The sequence below is a fragment of the Thalassospira sp. ER-Se-21-Dark genome (assembly GCF_017922435.1).
GTDB lineage: Bacteria > Pseudomonadota > Alphaproteobacteria > Rhodospirillales > Thalassospiraceae > Thalassospira.
Genome location: NZ_VDEZ01000002.1, coordinates 1057807 through 1078574 on the forward strand (window position 1 = coordinate 1057807; position 20768 = coordinate 1078574).

Consider the following 20768-nt stretch of genomic DNA (forward strand, 5'->3'; position numbering starts at 1 on the left):
CGGTTTCTTGTTATTTGGACGGATCGAGTTTGGCCGGGATATCGTAGCCGTTCTCGCGGAACCACTTCGCAGCCCCGGGATGCAGCGGGATTGTCGCATACTGCAAGGTCAGCTCGGCCAGATTGACCCCTTTGACACTTGCCATTGCGGTGCCCTGCACTTCCTTGTCAGACATGATTGCGTCAACAATCTTGTAGGCTGCATCTTCCGAAAGACTTTCAGCCGCACCAACGCCAACACCAAAGCTCCAGGTGGAATAGGCATCAACACCGTCTGCGGCACCTGCGGGGATATCAACAACCGAGATATCAGGCATCTTTTCAATCAGGGCCTGTTTCTGATCATCGGTCAGGCTGAGGACCTTGATCGGTGTAAATGTTGCGATATCAAGTGTCGAGCTATCAAGTTTAAGACCGGCACCGGATTTCACATAACCGGTGACACGGTTGTCCTTGATCATGTCCACAACATCGGTGGTCGAACCACGGACATATTCAGCCGAAAGGCCAAGGGCCTCGAACACGGCCTCTGTCGTGCTTTCGGTTGCTGATCCCTTGATACCGGGATTAAAGCGCTTGTCGGCAAGATCGGAAAGCGATGCGATACCGGAATCTTCACGCACAATCACGTTCTGCGGTGCACCGGTATAAACCCACAACAGACCAAGCCCGTCCATCGCGCGACCGTCAAAGGCCTTGGTCCCGGCATGGGCGTGTTGCGCAACATTGGTCGTGACCAGACCAAGGTCGATCTGATCGCGTTCAATACGGCGCAGGTTGTCCATCGTCGCACCGGTTTCAACAACCGATGCCTCGATACCATTGTCCGCATCGTTGATCAACTTGGCCACAGAAACAAAATAGCCGTAATGCGAAGATGATGCAGACGTCGAGCCGATCAGCAGCTTTTCCTGTGCGAAAGCCGGTACCGACAAACCAAAGGCGAGCACGCCCGCCAAGGCGAGTTTTGAAAGTTTCATAATGTATTCCTCCCTATGCCGTCATCGGCATGTTTAACGTTCCGTCGGCAAGTCTTGTGCTTGGTTGTTTTTGGACGGACCGAAAGTGTCGACCAGTTTCTTTGTTGCAGGAAGATCAAATAATGAGATAATTGATGCATGAAACGCATCAATCTTGATACCGAAGAAATAAGATCCTTCTGTCTTCTTGCCGAAACGGGCAGTTTTCGCAAGACGGCTCAACGACTTGGCATCTCGGGATCAACCCTCAGTCGGCAAATCAGCCGGATCGAAGATCGCACGCAGGCGCGGCTTTTTGACCGCGACACCCGAAATGTCGCACTGACCGAACAGGGAAAAATGTTTCTCAGACTGGCGGAAAGGATCCTGAATACCACTGACTCCGCCCTCGACGAGTTTGACACCTACCTCAATACCAAACGTGGAAAACTGACAATCGCCGGCCTGCCGTCGGTAACGGCCGGGCTGTTGCCACCGCTGATTGCCGAATTCATGCAGGCCCACCCGAATGTCGATGTTCAGCTAAATGACATGCTGTCCGAGGGGGTCTTGCGCGAAGTCGAAATGGGGCGTGCCGATATCGGCTTTACCGCCGATGTGGTCGAGGACACCGATAACCTGTCCTTCCAACGATTGCTGAGCGACCGCTTCATCGCCGTCGGGGCACCGGGCGGGTTTCTTGACGAAAACCGGACCTATCAGTGGGAAGAAATCCTGTCGCAGCCAATGGTTGCAATGTCGCGTGAAACAAGTGTGCGCTCGATCATTGATGCCGCCTGCAACCAGCACGGCTTTGCCTTTCACCCCCGCTTTGAGGTGGCCCATCTGGCAACTGCAGGCGCACTTGTGTCCCAGGGGCTCTGTATTACGGCCCTGCCGTCCCTGACGCTTCCGGTTCTTGGGCGCGCCCCGCTTGTTTTCCGGCAACTGGAAAGCCCGGTTTTGTTGCGCCATATCGGTCTGATCTGGCGATCGGGCCGCACCTTGCCGCCGGCGGCACAGGCATTTTTGCATCTGGTGCGCAGCCGCAATCTCAAATCACTGGTCGCACATCTGGAAACCGAAAACACAGTGGCGTAGCGTCCCTTGGATGCGTTTTTGCACCCTTTACGGATACATCCGCATCTTAAATCTCCTTATGCGCGATAACATATCGAAGCCTGGAAGGATTATACTTCTGTTACCATTCACAGGCTGGTCATCACGACCGGCTTGTGCTAGCAACCGATGCATCACCACATAACGCTTCAGGACCGGAATTTATGGCTGATTATGATGTCAAGCCGCTGATAACGGCGGACGAGATTGCCACCAAAATCGATGCGCTTGCCGCCGAGATCAATGAAAGCTTCAAGGATACCGAAAAGCTGATTGTCGTCGGTCTGCTGCGCGGCTCGTTTGTCTTCATCGCCGATCTGGTGCGCAAACTGACCGTACCGGTCGAAGTCGACTTCATGGTCGCATCAAGCTACGGCGATTCCACGGAAAGTTCGCGCAATGTGCGCATCGTCAAGGACCTTGATGGTCAGATCCGTGGCAAGGATGTCGTGCTGGTCGAAGACATCATTGATACCGGTTATACCCTGTCGGAAGTGGTGCGCCTTCTGAAAACCCGCGATCCGAACCGTCTGGAAATCTGCACGCTTTTGAACAAGCCGTCGCGCCGCGAAGTTGAAATCCCGATTGATTTCTGCGGCTTTGATATTCCCGATGAATTCGTGGTCGGTTATGGCATCGATTATGCCCAGAACAACCGAAACCTGCCCTTCATCGGCACGGTCCATTTCCACGGCGAATAAGCCGGGCGAAAACAGAATTGAAAAAGGCGGGCAGCTTGATCAGCTATCCCGCCTTTTTTGTATTCGGATCATGGTGGCTTTCTTGGGTTTCCATGTGTCCCTTCGGGGGATCAAAAACACCAAGAGCAGCAAGGTCGGTGACCATTTTATCAAACCCGGATTGCATGCGCGGTTTGTTGCCTTGTCCTGTGGCATAGCCGGTCATGGCCGAATGCACCAAAAGATCGAACAACATGTCGTCTTCGGTTTTTTGCCTGCGCGCAGCATCGTCATGCACGGCTGCGGGATCAACCGCGTCGCCGGGATCACGCTGTAACATGATGGCAAGAGCCACCAGCCCCAGTGTCACCAGCGTGCCGCCAATCGCCATGGCAGCAGCAATCGCGCCAAAGGATGCGGCAATCGCCATATAGATGGCCGCCAGCAAGAACCCTGCCCCGATCAACATCACAACCGCGATCGCGGCAAAAGCCGCGCCCTTTCGGACCGCGGCCTTTGCCTGATCGACAAGTATGTCGGTCAGCTGATCAATCATTTCTGCAGCAGACGGCCGACAAGCAGGCCGACACCAAAGGTCACGGCTACAGATGCCAGCGGGTTCTCGCGAACCTGATCCACAGCCACACCGCGTGCATGATCAAACTGATCACGCGCCTGACCGGTCACTTCACGAATGCGTTCCGCAGCCGCCTGCGTTCTGGTCTCGGCCGCCTGACCACCCATCGTCTTCAGGGTTTTGGTGATTTCGGCCAGATCGTTACGCAACGCATCGACGTCAGCCTGAAGTTTTGCATTATCAGCAGTCGTCTCGGTCTTGGTCGCCATGGTTTTCTCCTATTGTCTTGAAAACAGCAACACACAACAAACGTGCGGACATGGCATAAGGTTCCCCAACCAATTGTGATGATTTCGGGGCATAACGGTTTGACCATAAATAAAAACGCGGCAAGCGATACCAAAAAGAAACGGTCCGCGTGGGTTGCGGACCGTTTCATGACCTGTCGGACTTCTGGGCGGAATTGGAGAGTGGGACTTCTCCGTCGGGGGTGGGTATCCCCGTTACATCAGTAAGGCAAACCGACGTAATTTTCCGACAGGGTTTTCAAACCTGCTTTTGACGACAGGATATATTCAAGTTCTGCATCACGAATGCGACCATCGAACTCTTTCTGATCGCCAAAGGTATGCAGCATGGAGGTCATCCACCACGAGAACCGCTCTGCCTTCCAGACACGCGCAAGGGCCGTATCGGAATAGCTTGCCAGCAGGTCTTCGCGGTTGGATTTGTATTTTGCGATCAAGGCTTCGGACAGGTAGTGAACGTCACTTGCGGCAAGGTTAAGGCCCTTGGCACCGGTCGGCGGCACAATATGGGCGGCATCACCGGCAAGGAACAGACGGCCATGTTGCATCGGTTCGGCAACAAAACTGCGCAACGGGGCAATGCTTTTTTCAAACACTTCGCCTTCATTGACCAGTTCTGCATCTTCTTCGCCAAGCCGGGTGCGAAGCTCATCCCAGAAGCGATCATCTGACCAGTCTTCGATCTTGTCGGTGATGGGCACCTGGACATAGTGGCGAACGACCTTGTCGGACCGCATCGAACACAGTGCAAAGCCGCGGTCATGCTTGGCGTAAATCAGTTCTTCGGCAACCGGTTTTGCATGGGCGAGAACACCCAGCCAACCAAACGGATAGACCTTCTCGAACTCCTTGACGCCCGGCAGGGTCTTGCGACCGACGCCGTGGAAACCGTCACACGCCGCAATATAGTCGCACGTCAGTTCAAGCGCATTGCCATCTTTGACATATCGAACACTTGGCGTGTCGCCATTGATATCATGCAGGCTGACATCTTCGGCTTCGAAGATGATTTCTCCACCGTGATCAAGGCGCGCCTGAATCAGGTCCTTGGTGACCTCTGTCTGGCCATACACCATGACGGTCGAACCACCGGTGAGTTCTTCCATATTCACATGGGTGCGCTTGCCATTGACGCTGATATAGATGCCACCATGGATGATGCCTTCCTTGTTCATGCGGGCATCAACACCAACACGCTTCATCAGATCGACCGTTCCCATTTCAAGAACGCCTGCACGAATGCGACCTTCGACATAGTCGCGGCTTTTGCGTTCCAGAATGACGGACTCAATCCCCTGCACATGCAGAAGATGTGACAGCAGCAGACCAGCCGGGCCCGAACCAACGATAACGACAGGGACATGCATGACGATTTCCTCACAAGATCACGGTTTTTGGTTCTGTTTTTGAATTGGAACAAGAACCGTTCCATTGCGGAAAGAATACGCCTGTTGCTGTTGGGACAGAATGGACAAACCGGGATAATGATTGGACAAATCGAACATGTATTTGGTTTTGGTTATACCTTGCGCGTGATCTGGTTCTAACCATCAGACGGACGCCCTGTCGCCAAAGGCCGATCCTTGGCCGGAGACAGGTGCGATAATGCCGGAAAATTCATCGTATTTGTCGTCGTGATGAAAAATTCATCCTGTGAACTGTCGATCCTTTGTCAGCACTATGCTAAGTTGTTTCTTTCGGCCCTGCACAATGGCCCAAAACCCCTTTAAACCGCGACAGAACGGGAAGATGCCTCAAAGCCGCGCCATCGCCATTTTCACAGATCTTGACGGCACATTGCTTGATCATGACACCTATAGCTGGACGGATGCCCGCCCCGCACTGGATCGGCTGAAGCAGCTTTCCATCCCCCTGATCGCGGTATCTTCAAAAACACTCGCCGAACTGGAACATATCAATCAGACATCCGGTCTGTTTGACGGACTTATCGGTGAAAACGGCGGCGTTATCGCGCTGAATGGCAATGTCGAACAATATGGCCCGGCCAGCGAAACCGTTGATCGCACCCGCGAAGAAATCAAGTCGGCCGTCACGGTCCCGGTCGAAAGCTTTCGCACCGTAAGCCCGGAAATCATCGCAACAGAAACCGGCTTGCCGCTTGAAGACGCCATACGCGCCGGTCAGCGTCATTGTTCAGACCCGCTGATCTGGCAGCCCGCAGCCAAGGACATCGCACTTGCCCGCAAGATCGCCGAAGAACATGATTTGACGCTGGTGAAAGGTGGACGGTTCCACACGTTATGCGGCCCATCAAGCAAGGGACAGGCGATGCGACGCATGGTCGAACGCCTGAGCGTCACCTGGCTTGATGACGCGCCTGAAAACAAACGCCAGCAACGCTTTACGACGATTGCGCTGGGCGATTCACCAAACGATATCCCCATGCTGGCCGAGGCAGACTACGCCGTTCAAATTCCGTCAAAGCATGGCAAACGCAGCGCGCCGTTGCTCGACCATCCCAACTTTCGTATTGCGCCCCAACCGGGACCGGCGGGATGGAACGAAACGGTTAACGACATTCTGGATCAGATAATAGGTCCTGCCCCTAATACCAATAAAAACAGCGAGGTACTTCATGGCTGATTTCCATCAGGGTGGCCCGATCACAACCCTTCATCGCATTCTTGACCGAAACCCGGAAGAACTCGCCTATGAAATGAACGCCTTTGCCCGTCAACGGCGTCAGACCCTTATTCTGCCCTGCCTGTATTCCGAATTGGAAACACCGGCGATGACAACAATTGTCGAGGGACTGAAACAGGCAACCTATATCGACCAGATCGTCGTCGGGCTTGATCGCGCCGATGCGCAGCAATACCTGCATGCGCGTGAGTTCTTCAAGGATCTGCCGCAACATGTCCGTATTCTGTGGAATGACGGGCCGCGTTTGCGCAGCGTTCATGATCGCCTGAATGAAAACAATCTGGCCCGTTATGAACCGGGCAAGGGTCGTAACGTTTGGTACTGCCTTGGCTATACGCTGGCATCCGGGCGCAGCTCTGTTATCGGTATCCATGACTGTGACATCGCGACCTATACGCCCGACCTTCCTGCCAAGCTGATGTATCCGATTGCCAATCCGGCATTCAACTTTGCCTTTGCCAAGGGCTATTACGCGCGTGTTGCCAATGGCACGCTTAAAGGCCGCGTGTGCCGCCTGTTTGTCACACCGTTGATCCGTGCGCTCAAGCAGGTTGTCGGCAAGACCGATTTCCTGAACTATCTTGATTGCTTCCGCTATGCGCTGTCAGGCGAAATGGCGATCCGAACCGATGTGGCCTATGGCCTGCGCGTGGCATCGGACTGGGGCCTTGAAGTTTCGATGCTTTCGGAAATGTATCGCAATCACACGGTCCATCGTCTGGCCCAGGTCGATATCGCCGATATCTATGACCACAAGCACCGCGAATTTGACCCGGCGCAAAAGGATGATGGCTTGTCGCGCATGGCAAGCGATATCGCCAAATCCCTGTTCCGCAAACTGGCGACCCAGGGCACGGTCTTCACCCCGGAAACCTTCAGAACGCTTAAGGCGACCTATTACCGGGCTGCCCTTGACCTGATTGAACAATACCGCGCCGATGCGCTGTTTAACGGGCTCAAGATCAATCGTGACGAGGAAGAAAACTGTGTCGAAGTCCTGTCCGAGGTGATCATCAGTGCCGGTCAGCACTATCTTGAAAACCCGCTTGAAAGCCCGTTCATTCCAAGCTGGCAGCGTGTTGAAAGCGCCATGGGCGACATCTTCGAACAGCTTTCAGGTGCAGTTGAAGATGACCTTAACGACATGGATATTGGCAAGGCATAACGCGCGCAAGTGATCGTGCCTAATCATCGACCGGAAAAATCGCAAGGAAGATCTGGATAACATCTTCCTTGCCCGGTTTTTGCCGCAGAACCGGCAAAAGCAACCGTATGCCGCTTTGCCATTCCCTTTGAAAAATGCGCAAATGATGGATCTGTGGTCGGCCCGTGGTTCTGACCTCGGTCATCGCCGCATGCAGTCCGCCTGAAAAGCGGCAATCGACTTCGCGGGCAAACGCACCGCGCCAGTTTTCACCGGTCAGTGCGATAATATTTTCGCCTTCAATCAGTATCTGAAAGTCATCCTTTTCCGGGACATATTCATAGATAGAAATATCGTCGATCCACGCGGCCAGGTTATCAGGCTGGAAATCTGATCGTGTGGGAAGATTGCCCTCTGACGCATGCGCGTTCCAGAAACCCAGAAGAGCCTGCGCAGCAGGCGACGCATCATCATCAAGATATGTTAACGGGATTTCCTTTTCACCGCCAAGCTTTGCCATACCATTCCCAGTCACACTGACATCGCATGCATGCATCCAGACATGCATTGAACCCGTCGTCCCTTTCTTTATCCACGTGGGGCGCGGCACCATGCGAAACAAGCGCGGCGTTAGTCCGGTTCGCTTTGCCCGCGATAGAGAAAATGGGTGACAAAGACCTGCTGGATCACCTTGCCAGCCCGGTCGGTGGTCTGGACCGGCAACATTATGCGCAGCCATTCCTCCCAAACCATGCGTTCATGCCCGACACGATGAAAGGCGGGCTTTCCGGTATCAATCACTTCCAGAAGCGTTGGATACACCGTGGTGCCGAAATCGAGATCAATCTGGCGCGGCGAGCATCCCTGATAACATTCGCCACTGGCGGCAATGATATTGGGTGCATCAATACGGATTATGAAATCACGTTTTTCGGGAAGGAATTCATAGATGCAGATGTCATCAATCCATTGCGACAGAACATCTGCATTCAGACGCTTGCGGTCCGGAATTTGCCCGTTACGTGCCGCATCCCACCAGATTTCCACATATGCCCGGACGCGGTAATCCGTATCATCGGGCAAATGAAGAACCCGAACTTCCTGCGCATAAGCCATTGCGCGCCATGCCCCTTGATCTCCCTTAATCCGGGCGACGAATACAGGAAAGACATATTGCGGTGCAATAGCAATTCATCACGCCACGCTCAACCGAAACTCAAATGATTACAAGCAGCATGACAAAGCTCGGAAAACCTGCAGAGTTTCACTACTTGGCGTCGGAAAAATTCCCGAAAAAAACGTCCGCTCTTTTAAACGCAAGCCCCTAAACCGGCATCGCATCCCGATAGCGTTGCAGCAGGCGGCTTTCGGTGCGGTTGCGGCCGTCCATGTTGGAAATCCAGACGATCTGGTACGGTGCGAGCTTCATCACGCCGTTATAGTCTTCTACGACCTGTTGTGTGATCAGGTCCTGCCAACCTTCAGTCATGATCAGGTTGATCTTGGATAGATCAAGGTCCTGCGGCTTTTCAGTCAGGTTAAACACGCAGAAGATGCTTTGCTCATTGAGGTGCGATTGCCGCCAGACACCCAGAAGTTCCGAGCCAAGATTAAGGGTATATTGCGTGGCATTCGGGTGGAAGGCCGGCTGCCCCTGACGGATCGACATCAGGGCGCGCAACTGATCAAAGGCCGAGCGCGCCGCACCCTCGCGTGACAGCGTTTCCTCGGCATCATCAAGCTTCCAGATTTTCCGGTTCAGACGCCTTGGAATACCGGTTTCCTCATAAGCCTTCTGATCGTTTTCGGTTGCGAGAATGGTCTGGATATAGATCGCCGGAATACCTTCGAGCGACATGGCAATCGCCTGGCTCATCACAAAGCGCTCAAGCCCCATGGTGGCCTCGCCAGCGAAATTTTGTGCCAGCATGCTAAACAGCGTGACATTAAGCTCGTAGGGCTTCTGCCCACCGCCCTTGAGCGCACGGTAACTGACCTGCCCGCCCATCTTGACCGCATGATCGCGCAGGCCTTCGATATCTTCATCCGGGATCAGGTTTTCGGCCGGGCGCAGGCCAATGCCATCGTGGCTGGCGGTGAAGTTAAAGAAGGTACAGCCCGCAGGCGCCGGTGGCATCGCCATGATGCATTTGCGGATAAAATCGCTTCGCCCGCTGAGCAACGCATGAATGATCACCGGCGGCAGCGAGAAATTATAAATCAGGTGCGCTTCGTCCTGATTGCCAAAATAGGACAGGTTTTCAAGCAGCGGCAGGTTGGTTTCGGTAATGAACAACACATCGGGATGTACCGCATTACACGCCAGACGCATCGCCTTGATCAGTTTATGAGTCTGATCAAGGTTGATCGAGGTCGTGCCGACTTCCTTCCAGATAAAGCCGATGGCATCCAGCCGCACCACGCGCACCCCGTGCTTGAGGTAGTTCAGAACGACCCGGAGCATCTCAAAAAATACGTCCGGATTACCGTAATCCAGATCGACCTGATCATAACTAAAGGTGCACCAGACCTGCTTTTCGCCCTGCTTGGTGACCACGTGATTGAGCAACGCATGACTGCGCGGGCGGACGACATCGGAAAGATCATCTTCAAGATTTGCGGTCTTGATATAATCAATGCCGGGTTTCTCGCCCGCCAGAAACTGCTGATACCAGGGGTGAGACGCCGAAATATGGTTGGCCACCAGATCGGCCATCACTGTGGCGTGCTTTGACAGTTCTTCGACATCGCTCCAGTCGCCGAGTTCCGGGCGCAGCATGTCAAAATCGCTGACCGAAAAGCCGTCATCGGATGTGAACGGATGGAACGGCAGGATATGAATCCCCGTCAGCCAGTCTTTCAGCCATTTGCGATGAAATTCGCCAAGGCTTTGCAGGCCTTTCTTGCCATCCTGCTGGATACTGTCGCCATAGGTGATCAGAAACGCATCGCGCTGATCCCATTTGCGCAAATATTCCTCTTTGGGTTCCGGCCCGTCGCCCTCAATCGGAAGACCAAGAACTTCAAAAACCCGGCGCACCAATTCCGTGTGATCATGTCCGGGATACACATCCGCAAGCAGATTGCGCATCGCGCTTGCAAACGCGATACGTCCCGATGTTCCAACGACACGATCCATAATGGTTCCTTCCGGGTAGGCAATTCAAATGATTAGCTTAATCAAATAATGAATTTGCCTGCGATGCAAGCAGGCATTTTGCGATGCCACAATACAGTGCATCTGATCAAAACGATGACGCCCGACAATATGCCGGGCGCCGATCATTAATGACCTAAGCAGTCAGTTACGGCGCAATCGTCACCTCGACCAGCGCATGGGTGCGGTTGGTGTCGATATGCTTGATGGCATCGCGCAGGATACCGGGCAAATCTTCGGCGCGTTTGGCCTTGGCGACCCAGGCGCGGCTGGCCTCGGCAACCTTGGTGAAGTCGGGGCTGGGTTTAAGGGCGGTCAACGGCATTTCATTGGTTTTCGCCGCATAACCATCCGGATACATGCCCGTCACTGACTGGCGTACTGCCCCCCATTCATTGTTATTCAGAACAAGGATCAGGATCGGAAGCTCCAACGCCTCGGCAATCTGATGACAGGCCGTCGGGTTGGCAAACATATAGGATCCATCGCCCATGGTGGCGACGACCAGCTTGTCCTTATCGGCCAACTGATAGCCCATCGATGCCGGGAAGGACCAACCCAGCCCGCCGGAATGCGGCTCCTGATACCAGCTGCTATGTTCCGAAAGCGAAAGCGGCTCCAGCGGGCAGCCCAGTTCGGAAAACACCGTCGCGGACCGATCTGCAATCGCATCCGAAAGGCAGCGCGAAACATAAGCCTTGGTCATCGGGTCCACCGCCCCGGCATCCGCCGCCGCCAGCGCCTGTTTGCGGGTTTCGGCATTAATAGTGGCAATCTTTTCACGACGATCCGAACAAACCGATTTATGATCTGCATGGCGGCGATCCATGGCATCCGCCAGCATCATGATCACGTCGCCGGTTTCACCGACAAGCGAGATATCGGCGGCAAAATTCCGCCCCGGAAAGCGCGAATAAAGCGGGTTCTGACCAATCTGAATGACTTTGCAATCGGCTGGCAAATCATGGATATCGGGCGACCAGGGGGCGAGACAATCGATCACCACCACCGCATCAGCGTCTTCCAGCCACGGTGCCGGATCCATCCCGGCAAACATCGGATGTTCGGTGCCAATCGCAAGCTGGATCGCCCAGTATTGCACCACCGGAATGCCCCACTGATCAACCAGATCGCCAAACCGCCCAAACGCCTCGGCCGTGCCGGTGCCGCGCTGGGCAATGATCACCGGGTTTTTGGCCTTGGCAAGTATATCTGCGGCGGCCTCGACCGATCCTTGCGGCGGGGCGACCGGAACCGGCTGCATGCGCAGCGGTCCTTCGATCTGATCACTCGGGCACGGTTCGCACAAAACTTCACGCGGCAGGCTGACATAGGTCGGCCCCTTGGGCACCGATGAGGCAATCGCATAGGCACGGTCAACAACATCAGGCACCTGTTCGGGGAATTTAAGCTCATATTCCCATTTCGTGCTTTCGCGCACGAGTGCTGCCTGATCACGCATTTCCTGGCCCCAGCCAATCGGCACGGTGCGCGCGCCCAACCGCCCCTTTTCCATCACCGGCGTTCGGCCTGACATCAAAACGACCGGCACATGTTCGGTCGCGGCATTGATCGCACCAATCGCACAATTGGCAAGGCCGACATTGGTATGCGCCATGACCGCCTGCGTCTTGCCCGTCGCAAGGTAATAGCCATGCGCCATCCCCATCGCGGCATTTTCGTGCGGCATGATCAGCGCGTGCGGCAGGTCGATATCCTTTGCCGCCGCCTCGGCCAGACCTTCGATAATCGGCGGGAAGTCAGTGCCTGAATTGGCAAAGATATAATCAATCCCGATGGCCTTCATGCGGGCCAGAACCGCGCCACCTGCGGTCAGGGTGAGTTGACCGGGATTTTCCTGCTTGTCGCTTTTCATCAGACGCCTCTTGCATTCTTCGTTTGATATTTCTTTATTTGAAATATGATTTATAATATAGTTTATTATTGAAATCCGGTGGTCGTCAAGACGGCACAGCGGCGTCCGATCTGTTTGCGTGGAGAAAAGCGACCCGATGACCAGTCAACTCAATGGTTCCGTGCTTAAGGCGTTTAAAATTCTTGATCTGTTTGCGGCGGGGCAAAGTGAACTGACCGCCAGGGAAACGGCCGATGCGCTGGGCATCAACATGATCACCGCCCACCGATTTCTGCATACACTGGTGCATGCAGGCGCCTTGCGCGTGACGTCACGCGGGGTATTTCGGTTGGGCTATCTATTTGCCGATCTGGGTGATCGTGTTTTGCATGATGGCAATCTGCCAACCATCCTGCAGCCGATCCTTGATCAGCTGGCACGCGAAACAGGCGAAGCCTGCATGGCCACCGAATTTGATCGCGACGCAGCAGTGTGCATCGCCAAGGCCCTGCCCGACCGCCCGCTTTATGTCGATATCCGGATTGGATCGCGCCTTGATGCCTTTTGCACCGCCCATGGCAAGCTGTGGCTGGCGCATATGAGCGTTGATGATCAGGACCGCTATTTCAAAAATGCCAGCCTGACCGGCATGACCGATCACACCATCACCGACCTTGATGCACTAAAGGCCGAACTCGCCCACATCCGTGATCAGGGCTTTGCCACCAATAATGGCGAGCGCGAAAAAGACATCTATGCCATTGCCGTACCGATCCTGACCAAACATGGCAACATGATCTCGGCCTTTTCGGTGTTTGGGGCATCCCCGGCAACGCTGGCGCAAAATCGCGAAGCCTTGCTGTCAAAGCTTCAAGCCGCCGCAAAAAGCGCGCAGCACGTCCTTTACGGCGATGCGTAATCAATATGCCGGATGGCACCGGGGGACTTGCCTGTGGTGCGCTTGAACGCCCGGCTGAATGCCGCGACCGAGGCATAACCAAGACGATCCGCCACTTCATCCAGTGAAAGGTTTTCACGACTGATCCATTGACTGGCCAGACGCATGCGCAAATTGGTCAGATATTGCTGCGGCGTTGATTTGGTCAGCTCGACAAACCGTTCGGCAAAGACAGACCGCGACATGCCCACCTCAGAAGCCATATCGGCAACCGACCAGTTGCGCCCCGGATCCTTGTGAAGGGCAGCCAGAACGCGCGCCAGCTTGGGATCGCGCACCGCCTCGACCCAGCCACAAACATCACAGCCCGCCTCAACCCAACGGCGCAGGATGGCCGCGGCCACCACATCGGCAAGCCGGGTCAGGATCACGCCATACCCCGGACGCTTCGCACGAAGCTCTGCCGTCATGACATCCAGAATAGCCGGGATCTGTGGATCATGATCCGGCACGGTTTCGACATGCATGACTTCGGGCTTGAGATGCGCCAAGGGGTGCAACCACCCCAGATCAAACTCCATCGCACAACTGAAAATCAGGTTGTCCTTGGACCGGCAAACATCGGCCTCACAGGCCCGGATTTCGGATGCAGCATCACAAAGCCGTGCCTTCTGAAAATCATCCACACTGCGAAGCGCCACGCCATCTTCACTGTAAAGATCGTGAATGCCCGCGCACGGCAACAACACCGCATCGCCACAGCCCAAAACATGGACAGCACCGCTTTTGGTGCGCAGATGGACCGTGCCCATGCCGATGAAATGAAACCATGCCCGGGTTTCATCCTGATCCTCGCCAAAACGCAGACCATAAGGGGCGGAAATTTCAATCCGGCGGTAATCAAGCCCGCGCAAACGCACCCCTGAAAGCAGCTCACTGACCATGTCGTGACCAGCGGCATCGAACTGGCCTTCGATATGATCGGACGGACTGTTGAAATCTGTATTGGCTATGGGGGGCATCACATTTCGGACGATTGATCAATGAATACGGACAAACTGTCATAGATCGTCCGATGAGTCCAGATTATCTTGGGTGCAATGCAAAACACCAACTCAAAGGACTTTCCATGAGTGAAGCACAATCCCGCCCCGACCAAGCCGTGGATCAAACCACAGCGCCCGCACCTGCTGCCTGGGCCGCTGTGATTTCCATGACGCTCGGGGTTTTCGGGCTGGTCACGGCCGAGTTTTTGCCGGTCAGCCTGCTCACCCCGATGGCAGATGACCTGCGCATTACCGAAGGCATGGCCGGTCAGGCCATGTCCGCCACCGCCGTTATGGCCCTGATCACCAGCCTTCTGACCGCGACGGTGACCCGCAAGATAGACCGCCGCTATGTTCTGCTTGGCTTTTCGGTTCTTCTGATTGCCGCGAACATCATCATCGCACAGGCTCCCAATTTTGCTGTCCTTCTGACCGGGCGCGTGTTGCTCGGCATTGCCCTTGGCGGCTTCTGGACCATGTCGGCGGCCACCATCATGCGCCTTGTGCCGGAAAAAAGCGTCCCGCGCGCCCTTGCCATCATGTTTAGTGGCGTTTCAGCCGCCACCGTTTTTGCCGCCCCGCTCGGCAGCTATCTTGGTGATGTCATTGGCTGGCGCAATGTCTTTATGGCGGCGTCCCTGCTGGGCGTTCTTGCCCTTGTCGTGCAATTCGCAACGCTTCCCAAAATGCCGCCGCGCGGGCGTGCGACCCTGCGCACCTTGATAGAGGTCATCAACCGCCCGCGCATGAAATTCGGCCTGCTGTCGCTGGTCCTGATCATTACCGGCCATTTCGCGCTGTTTACCTATGTCCGCCCGTTCCTTGAAAATGTTTCGGGTGTGACGACGGCGGGTGTCTCGGGCATTTTGCTGGGCTTTGGGGTCGCCAACTTTATCGGCACCTATGTCGGCGGCGCGCTGATTGCCCGCTCGCTACGCATGACCATTGCGCTGATGCCGATGATCATGGGGCTGACCGGGGTTGGCATGGTCGCCATTGATGGTGCTGTTGCCCCGACCACCGTACTTGTCGCGATCTGGGGCATGGCCTTTGGCGGTGTGCCGGTGGCATGGTCGACCTGGATCACGCGCACTGTGCCGGATGAGGCCGAAAGCGGCGGCGGACTTCTGGTCGCCGGTTTCCAGCTTGCCATTGCCACCGGTGCCGCAGTCGGCGGTCTTGTCTTTGACACCAGCGGCGCGCTTGGCGTCTTTACCATCGCCGGTTTCCTGCTTATCGCCGCATCGATTATCGTAACGCTGGGCCTGCGAACCGCCCCTGTTCCCGCCGAACAGGGATAACAGCATCGCCCCAACCCCCACCGATGCCGCATCGGCCCAGCCCGCCCCGGCAGTGTCACCACTGCCGGGGTTTTCTTCCACCATATGACCCCGAATACACAAAAGGGCAGCGAACCACCGCTACCCCGAAACAAAACAAGGCAGGCCGGAGCCTGCCTTGTAATTTTGTGCTCTAAAGCTTGTTAACAGCCAGACCACAACCTGTCTTCTGCTAAAAGACATGCTTATTGTCAGCGCAACAGAGCCATGGGTCAAGCGTCAAACACCCCATCATAAGAATAGCCGACCTATCCCTTAACCCCAAAAGGATAGAAGACGCATATCCCCCACTGCTTTAGCATCCCATTATGTTAATTCGATAAACTGGACTTTTGGGGGATACCAATGCCGTCTTACCGTTTTTCATTCGACCTTGGCACCAATTCGATTGGCTGGGCGGTTTTTGAACTTGATCCCAAGAACCGGCCCGTCAACCTCTCCGATTGCGGCGTGCGGATTTTCCCCGATGGCCGCAACCCCAAAGACAAAAGCTCGCTTGCTGTTGCCAGACGCGAAGCCCGCGCCATGCGCCGCCGCCGGGACCGCTACCTGAAACGACGCGGCGAACTGATGGAACGTCTTGTCGCAAACGGTTTGATGCCGGAATCGCGCGACGACCAAAAGGCACTGGAAGGCCTCGATCCCTATGCCCTGCGCGCAACCGGACTGGATGAGGCCTTGCCGCCCCATCATTTTGGGCGCGCCTTGTTTCACCTTAATCAGCGACGCGGTTTCAAATCAAACCGCAAGACAGATCGTGGTGAAAACAGTGAAAGCGGCATTACCAAAATCGGTATGAAAAAGCTGCAAGAAGCCCTTCTTGCCGAAGGATGCCGAACCCTTGGCGAATTGCAGCATCGCCATCATCAGGCCAACCAGACCCCTACCATGGATATCAATCCCAAATCGGTACGCGCCAAACTGCGCGGCGAAGGGGCCAAGGCCGCCTATGACTTCTATCCGTCCCGCGACGCCGTCGAAGATGAATTCAACAAATTATGGACCAGCCAGAAACGCTTCCACCCCGACCTTCTGACCGATGCCGCCCGCGACACCATCCATGATGCCATTTTTTATCAGCGCAAACTCAAAACCCCCGACGTCGGAAGATGCAGCTTCAACCCGGCAGAGGAACGGGTTGCCCGTGCCATGCCCATTGCACAGCATTTCCGCATCTTGCAGTTTGTCGGTGACCTGCGGCTGATTGATGCTGATCTGGTGCGCCACCCGCTCAAAAATGATCAGAAAACCGCCCTGTATCGCGCCCTGCTCGCCAAAGGCAAGCTGACCTTCAAAGCCATGCGCAAAACTATCGGCATCGGATCGGAATATGCCTTTTCCCATGAAAGTGAAAAGCAATCGGAATTCAAGGGCGATGAAACCGCCGCCAGACTGGCCGGGCTAAAATATTTCGGCCCGAAATGGCGTGAACTGTCATTCAATGATCAAAGCGAAATCGTTGACAGGCTGTTGCACGAGGAAAACGAGGAAATCCTGATCGAATATCTTCAGGATCGTTTCGGCTTTGATCGCGACCACTGCGAAGCCATCGCCGATGCACCCCTGCCCGATGGCCACACCCGCCTTGGCAAAACCGCCCTTGAAACGCTTGTTGAAATCATGCGCGACGATCATCTTCCCTATGATCAGGCCTGCACGAAGGCGGGTTACGAACACGCCCTGCCGCCTGATGGCGTGATCCTTGACAATCTTCCCTATTACGGGATTGCCCTTGAACGCCATGTCGCCTTTGGCGATGGCAAAAGTGACGATCTCGAAAAGCGATACGGCAAAATCGCCAATCCCACCGTGCATATTGCCCTTAATCAGTTGCGCAAGGTGATCAATGCCCTGATAGACCGATACGGCCACCCGGATCAGATCGTGATGGAAATCGCCCGCGACCTGAAACAAAGCAAGGCCAAACGCGACGAACTCAACAAGGAACAAAAGAAAAATCAGGACAAAAACGACCAGCGCCGCCAGAAACTGCAAGAAGCCCATATTGCCGTCAATGCCGAAAACATGCTGCGCATGCGTCTGTGGGAAGAACTGGACGAGGATAATTCTGCCGCCCGCGCCTGCCCGTTTACCGGCGAACAGATTTCAATGGCGCTGTTATTCTCGCCCAAAGTCGAAATCGAACATATCCTGCCTTTTTCGCGCTCTCTCGATAACAGCCCGGCCAACAAGACTCTGTGCATGGCATGGGCCAACCGCGCCAAGGGCAATCGCAGCCCGTGGGAGGCCTTCGGGCGTGACGGCGAACCCGGTTTTGACTGGCCGGAAATCACCACCCGCGCTGCCCGCCTGCCCAAAAACAAATCATGGCGCTTTGGCCCCGATGCCATGGAACGACTGGAACGCGATGGCGATTTTCTGGATCGCCAATTGACTGACACCCAGTATCTCAGCCGCATCGCCCGCGAATATGCTACCAAAATCTGCGACCCCAACCAGGTCTGGGTCACGCCGGGCCGCCTGACCGCATGGCTGCGGCGCAACTGGGGCCTGAACGGCATCCTGCCAACCGGCAATGCCACCAAGAATCGCGACGATCACCGCCATCATGCCATTGACGCGATTGTCGTCGGCCTGACAGATCGTGGCATCCTCAACCGGGTCTCGCGCAGTGCCGCCCTTGCCGAGGCCGAAGACCTTGACCACAGCATCGCCGAAATGCCCGATCCATTTGAGGGCTTCCGCGACAACATCCGCCACAAACTCGAACAGATTGTTGTCTCTCACAAACCCGATGCCGGATTTGTGCCGGGCCACCCCAAAGGGGATGCAACACCGGGCGCACTGCATAACGACACCGCCTATGGCATCATCAAAACCGACGCCAAGGGCATGTCCGAAGTCGTGACCCGCAAGGATGTCCTGTCCTTCAAGGGGACAAAGGAAATCGAAACCATTCGCGATGCGGCAACCCGCCAAAGCCTCCTCGATGCCGTTGCCGCTGTGCCTTCCGGGGTGGCCTTCACGAACGCCCTGCGCGACTGGTCCGCCCGAACCGGAACCAAACGGGTGCGCGTCAAATCCAATATGTCGGTCATTCCCATTCATGACCGCGATGGCAAGGCCTATAAGGGCTATAAGGGGGATGGCAATCTGTGCGCCGAAATCTATGAACGCCCCGATGGGAAATGGGGCGATGAAATCATTTCGCGTTTTGATGCCGTCCAACCGGGCTTCATGCCACAATGGCAACGCGATTTCCCAGCCGCCCGCCGGGTCATGCGGCTGTTTCGCGATGATATGATCATCGCCGAGATTGACGGAGTCATGACGGTTTGCCGAATTGTTAAAATGTCTCCCGGCAAGGTTGTATTTACCCCGCATCATGAAGCAAACACAGACAGTCGAAACCGGGATAAAGATGATCCGTTTTCGTTCCATACATGTAGCGGCGAGAGCCTTCGGAAGCGCAAAGCCCGCAAATTGTTTGTCGATCCGCTCGGCAAGGTGCGCGGTTATCCGGCGGAGGACGGCTAATGGACCGGATCATCGAAATCGCCAGCGATGACCGCCATCTTGCGATTGCGCGTGGCTCCATGGAAATCCGGGCGGGAAATGATGTTGTGGGGCGCGTGCCGCTTGATGATATCGGGGCGCTGATCTGTTCGGCGCATGGCCTGACCTATTCCAACAACCTGATTGCCAAACTGGCCGAACGGTCCGTGCCGGTCGTGCTGTGCGGCCCCAATCACATGCCAGTCGGCTATCTGATGGCAACCAATGCCCATCACCAGCAATCAAAACGCATCATGGCGCAGGCCGATGCCAGCCGTGCGCTCAAAAACCGGCTGTGGAAACAGCTTGTCCAGACCAAGATCGAGGCACAGGCAGCCGTCCTTGAAACACTGGGCAAGCCCCATGTTCCAGTCGGCTCCCTGATCCGGCATGTCAAATCCGGCGATCCCGAAAATATCGAAGGCCAGGCGGCCCAGCGATACTGGCAATTGATGTTTGGTAATGATTTCCGCCGTGACCGTTTCGGCAGCGGCCCCAACGCCGCCCTTAATTACGGCTATGCCGTTTTGCGTGCGGCCACCGCGCGCGCCACCATGGCGGCGGGGCTGCACCCATCCCTTGGCCTGCATCATCGCAGCGGGGCAAACCCGATGAACCTGGTTGATGATCTGATCGAACCGTTCCGCCCGATTGTTGATCTGATTGTGTTCCGCCTTTGGGTCGATAACAGTGACATAGAACTGCACGGCGATACCAAACGCCTGCTTGCCACCGTCACCGCGCATGATCTGCCAACCGATGCCGGGGCCTCGCCGGTCATGCAATGCCTGCATCGCCTCGCAGGCTCACTGGCGCAATGCTATCTTGGTGAAACACAAAGCCTTTCCCTGCCACTCGCCCCATTGCCGCTTGAACTGGGTTAGGAACATGTTATCGGGATACCGAATGATGTGGATGATGGTGCTGTTTGATTTGCCGGTCACAACCAAAAAAGAACGCAAGGCCGCAACCGGCTTTCGCAACCACCTCCTCGACCTCGGCTTCGAAATGGCCCAGTTTTCCGTCTATCTGCGTTTCTGTGCCGGCAAGGAACAGGCAGAAAGCATGACGCGCAAGGTCCATATGAAACTGCCCGCTGGCGGCAAGGTCGATATCCTGTATTTCACCGACAAGCAATACGAGAATATTGTTTCCTATACCGGCAGAACAAAACAGGATTCGCGTAAAAATCCCAGCCAGTTTGAAATGTTCTGAGCGACGGATTTGACGGTTCTAACCTTGCCAAAACGTCAAAAAAGCCCCTGAAATCAGGGGCTTTTCCGAAAGTGGTTTTAGCAGAAGAGAGATTGTGGTCCAACCGCAACATATCGGGCTGAATATGGTCAGGCAGTTGGGTTTTAGCAGAAGAGAGATTGTGGTCCAACCGCAACGGCTCTGTGTGCCGCCATGCACAAGATGCCGTTTTAGCAGAAGAGAGATTGTGGTCCAACCGCAACGCGCTGCTCCTGCATTTACTGCGGCAAAGAGTTTTAGCAGAAGAGAGAT

General features: G+C 55.3%; 18 protein-coding genes. 9 read left to right on the forward strand and 9 right to left on the reverse strand.

What is annotated here, in order from left to right:
* Window positions 1-10 precede the first annotated feature (10 nt).
* Window positions 11-979, reverse strand: a complete 969-nt coding sequence (locus FHI25_RS12605; protein WP_210518191.1) for a TAXI family TRAP transporter solute-binding subunit — start codon at window positions 977-979, stop codon at window positions 11-13.
* A gap of 138 nt (window positions 980-1117) precedes the next feature.
* On the opposite strand from FHI25_RS12605, the gene FHI25_RS12610 reads away from it, so the two are divergent.
* Window positions 1118-2059, forward strand: a complete 942-nt coding sequence (locus tag FHI25_RS12610) for a LysR family transcriptional regulator (protein WP_210518193.1) — start codon at window positions 1118-1120, stop codon at window positions 2057-2059.
* Between the two features lie 182 nt (window positions 2060-2241).
* Window positions 2242-2778, forward strand: a complete 537-nt coding sequence (hpt, locus tag FHI25_RS12615; protein WP_008891923.1) for a hypoxanthine phosphoribosyltransferase — start codon at window positions 2242-2244, stop codon at window positions 2776-2778.
* 43 nt (window positions 2779-2821) lie between these two features.
* Here the strand turns inward: hpt and FHI25_RS12620 are convergent, their stop codons facing one another.
* The 3 genes from FHI25_RS12620 to pobA form a co-directional block, all read right to left on the reverse strand.
* Window positions 2822-3313, reverse strand: a complete 492-nt coding sequence (locus FHI25_RS12620; protein WP_210518196.1) for a hypothetical protein — start codon at window positions 3311-3313, stop codon at window positions 2822-2824.
* Window positions 3310-3603 (reverse strand): DUF883 family protein, encoded by a 294-nt coding sequence (locus FHI25_RS12625; RefSeq protein ID WP_210518197.1) that lies wholly within the window; start codon window positions 3601-3603, stop codon window positions 3310-3312. Before FHI25_RS12625 ends, FHI25_RS12620 begins: the two co-directional genes overlap by 4 nt.
* A 239-nt stretch (window positions 3604-3842) precedes the next feature.
* Window positions 3843-5009 carry a 4-hydroxybenzoate 3-monooxygenase gene (gene pobA / locus FHI25_RS12630; RefSeq protein ID WP_210518199.1) on the reverse strand — a complete coding sequence of 389 codons (1167 nt, stop codon included), beginning with the start codon at window positions 5007-5009 and terminating at the stop codon, window positions 3843-3845.
* A gap of 382 nt (window positions 5010-5391) precedes the next feature.
* On the opposite strand from pobA, the gene FHI25_RS12635 reads away from it, so the two are divergent.
* Both FHI25_RS12635 and FHI25_RS12640 read left to right on the forward strand, forming a co-directional pair.
* Window positions 5392-6246 (forward strand): HAD-IIB family hydrolase, encoded by an 855-nt coding sequence (locus FHI25_RS12635; RefSeq protein ID WP_210518201.1) that lies wholly within the window; start codon window positions 5392-5394, stop codon window positions 6244-6246.
* The gene (locus FHI25_RS12640) at window positions 6239-7471 is read left to right on the forward strand and encodes a glycosyl transferase (RefSeq protein ID WP_197147316.1); all 1233 of its coding nucleotides are present in this window, start codon (window positions 6239-6241) and stop codon (window positions 7469-7471) included. The genes FHI25_RS12635 and FHI25_RS12640 overlap by 8 nt, the downstream gene beginning before the upstream one ends.
* A gap of 19 nt (window positions 7472-7490) precedes the next feature.
* Here the strand turns inward: FHI25_RS12640 and FHI25_RS12645 are convergent, their stop codons facing one another.
* The 4 genes from FHI25_RS12645 to FHI25_RS12660 form a co-directional block, all read right to left on the reverse strand.
* The gene (locus tag FHI25_RS12645) at window positions 7491-8018 is read right to left on the reverse strand and encodes a PAS domain-containing protein (RefSeq protein ID WP_210518203.1); all 528 of its coding nucleotides are present in this window, start codon (window positions 8016-8018) and stop codon (window positions 7491-7493) included.
* 62 nt (window positions 8019-8080) lie between these two features.
* The gene (locus FHI25_RS12650; RefSeq protein WP_210518206.1) at window positions 8081-8566 is read right to left on the reverse strand and encodes a hypothetical protein; all 486 of its coding nucleotides are present in this window, start codon (window positions 8564-8566) and stop codon (window positions 8081-8083) included.
* 208 nt (window positions 8567-8774) lie between these two features.
* Complete coding sequence (locus FHI25_RS12655; RefSeq protein WP_210518207.1) at window positions 8775-10589, reverse strand: alpha-amylase family glycosyl hydrolase; 1815 nt, start codon at window positions 10587-10589, stop codon at window positions 8775-8777.
* Between the two features lie 166 nt (window positions 10590-10755).
* Window positions 10756-12483: a thiamine pyrophosphate-requiring protein gene (locus tag FHI25_RS12660; RefSeq protein ID WP_210518209.1), complete on the reverse strand. Its 1728-nt coding sequence runs from the start codon at window positions 12481-12483 to the stop codon at window positions 10756-10758.
* Window positions 12484-12619: 136 nt separating this feature from the next.
* Here FHI25_RS12660 and FHI25_RS12665 point away from each other — a divergent pair, with 136 nt between their 5' ends.
* Window positions 12620-13381, forward strand: coding sequence for an IclR family transcriptional regulator (locus tag FHI25_RS12665; RefSeq protein WP_210518211.1), 762 nt, complete (start codon window positions 12620-12622; stop codon window positions 13379-13381).
* On the opposite strand, the gene FHI25_RS12670 is transcribed toward FHI25_RS12665, so the two are convergent.
* Window positions 13366-14382, reverse strand: a complete 1017-nt coding sequence (locus FHI25_RS12670) for an AraC family transcriptional regulator (RefSeq protein ID WP_210518213.1) — start codon at window positions 14380-14382, stop codon at window positions 13366-13368. The genes FHI25_RS12665 and FHI25_RS12670 overlap by 16 nt on opposite strands.
* Before the next feature lie 107 nt (window positions 14383-14489).
* On the opposite strand from FHI25_RS12670, the gene FHI25_RS12675 reads away from it, so the two are divergent.
* The 4 genes from FHI25_RS12675 to cas2 all read left to right on the forward strand — a co-directional run bounded on the left by FHI25_RS12675 (window position 14490) and on the right by cas2 (window position 20477).
* A complete protein-coding gene (locus FHI25_RS12675; RefSeq protein ID WP_210518215.1) occupies window positions 14490-15707 on the forward strand; it encodes an MFS transporter in 1218 nt (405 codons plus the stop codon).
* 384 nt (window positions 15708-16091) lie between these two features.
* Window positions 16092-19244 (forward strand): type II CRISPR RNA-guided endonuclease Cas9, encoded by a 3153-nt coding sequence (gene cas9 / locus FHI25_RS12680; RefSeq protein WP_210518217.1) that lies wholly within the window; start codon window positions 16092-16094, stop codon window positions 19242-19244.
* The gene (cas1, locus tag FHI25_RS12685) at window positions 19244-20146 is read left to right on the forward strand and encodes a type II CRISPR-associated endonuclease Cas1 (RefSeq protein WP_210518219.1); all 903 of its coding nucleotides are present in this window, start codon (window positions 19244-19246) and stop codon (window positions 20144-20146) included. Before cas9 ends, cas1 begins: the two co-directional genes overlap by 1 nt.
* A gap of 22 nt (window positions 20147-20168) precedes the next feature.
* On the forward strand, window positions 20169-20477 hold the full coding sequence (gene cas2, locus FHI25_RS12690) for a CRISPR-associated endonuclease Cas2 (RefSeq protein WP_231856780.1): 309 nt from the start codon (window positions 20169-20171) through the stop codon (window positions 20475-20477).
* Window positions 20478-20768: the final 291 nt, after the last annotated feature.